The sequence below is a fragment of the Corynebacterium sp. TAE3-ERU12 genome (assembly GCF_019209905.1).
Taxonomy (GTDB): Bacteria; Actinomycetota; Actinomycetes; order Mycobacteriales; family Mycobacteriaceae; genus Corynebacterium.
In genome coordinates this window covers 1-1,385 of sequence record NZ_JAHUTM010000006.1, presented here as the reverse complement: position 1 = coordinate 1,385, position 1,385 = coordinate 1, and the positions used below count along the sequence as shown (strand labels likewise).

At 54.4% G+C, this 1,385-nt stretch carries 1 rRNA gene; it reads right to left on the bottom strand.

What is annotated here, in order from left to right:
* Positions 1-7 precede the first annotated feature (7 nt).
* A 23S ribosomal RNA gene (locus tag KRX51_RS10130) occupies positions 8-1,385 on the bottom strand; the annotation flags it as partial.

Sequence of the window (1,385 nt, the reverse complement as noted above, 5' to 3'; positions counted from 1 at the left end):
ATATTTTTGTGTGTGTTGTATCGGTGTATTAGTACCGGTCACCTCCACACCTCACGGTGCTTCCAGATCCGGCCTATCAACCCTGTCATCTACAGGGAACCTCATACGAAACCTTATCTCAGAACAGGCTTCCCGCTTAGATGCTTTCAGCGGTTATCCCTTCCGTACGTAGCCAACCAGCCATGCTCCTGGCGGAACAACTGGCACACCAGAGGTACGTCCGTCCCGGTCCTCTCGTACTAGGGACAGCCTTCTTTCAAGTTTCCACGCGCGCGGCGGATAGAGACCGAACTGTCTCACGACGTTCTAAACCCAGCTCGCGTGCCGCTTTAATGGGCGAACAGCCCAACCCTTGGGACCTACTCCAGCCCCAGGATGCGACGAGCCGACATCGAGGTGCCAAACCATCCCGTCGATATGGACTCTTGGGGAAGATCAGCCTGTTATCCCCGGGGTACCTTTTATCCGTTGAGCGACACCGCTTCCACAAGCCAGTGCCGGATCACTAGTCCCTACTTTCGTACCTGCTCGACGTGTCAGTCTCACAGTCAAGCTCCCTTGTGCACTTACACTCAACACCTGATTGCCAACCAGGCTGAGGGAACCTTTGGGCGCCTCCGTTACTCTTTGGGAGGCAACCGCCCCAGTTAAACTACCCACCAGGCACTGTCCCCGACCCAGATCATGGGCCAAGGTTGAGATATCCAATCCGATCAGAGTGGTATTTCACCAACGACTCACACACCACTGGCGTGATGTGATCGAAGTCTCCCACCTATCCTACACAAACCGAACCGAACACCAATGCCAAGCTATAGTGAAGGTCCCGGGGTCTTTTCGTCCTGCCGCGCGTAACGAGCATCTTTACTCGTACTGCAATTTCACCGGGTCTGTGGTTGAGACAGCAGGGAAGTCGTTACGCCATTCGTGCAGGTCGGAACTTACCCGACAAGGAATTTCGCTACCTTAGGATGGTTATAGTTACCACCGCCGTTTACTGGGGCTTAAATTCTCCGCTTCGAACCACAAGGGCTCTAACAGGTCCTCGTAACCTTCCAGCACCGGGCAGGCGTCAGTCCGTATACATCAACTTCCACGTTTTCGCACGGACCTGTGTTTTTAGTAAACAGTCGCTTCCCTCTACTCACTGCGGCCATCACACGCTCACCACGAACAGTGGGTCACACGCAATGGCCCCCCTTCTCCCGAAGTTACGGGGGCATTTTGCCGAGTTCCTTAACCACAGTTATCCCGATCGCCTTAGTATTCTCTACCTGACTACCTGTGTCGGTTTCGGGTACGGGCCATGACATCACATCGCTAGAGGCTTTTCTCGGCAGCATAGGATCACCGACTTCCCCACAACTGGGTACGCATCACGTCTC